At 57.3% G+C, this 314-nt stretch carries 1 protein-coding gene; it reads right to left on the reverse strand.

Annotation, left to right across the window (positions count from 1 at the left end):
- Positions 1 to 314, reverse strand: a 314-nt coding sequence (locus tag IV91_RS16395) for a helicase-related protein (protein WP_035418918.1), incomplete at both ends; no start/stop codon positions are given.

The raw sequence follows: 314 nt of genomic DNA on the forward strand, positions 1-314 counted from the left end.
CCTGCGGGAATCACCACGGGAAGGATCACATAACCCCGTTTCTTGCCGGGGGCATTACGCATCACCCGGCCCACCGACTGCACTACATCTACCTGAGAATTCCGGGGAGTCAGAAACAACACGGCGTCCAGGGCGGGAACATCCACCCCTTCGGACAGGCAGCGCACATTACTCAGAATCCGGCAGGTGTTGTCCGGGGACTCTGCCTTGAGCCAGGAGAGTTTTTCATCCTTCTCGCTGGCATTCATGCTCCCGTCCACATGCTCCGCTTCGCAGGCCAGTGGAGAAATCACCTGTTCAAAAGTTTCTTCGCT

The sequence above is a fragment of the Ferrovum myxofaciens genome, assembly GCF_000735045.1.
Taxonomy (GTDB): Bacteria; Pseudomonadota; Gammaproteobacteria; order Burkholderiales; family Ferrovaceae; genus Ferrovum; species Ferrovum myxofaciens.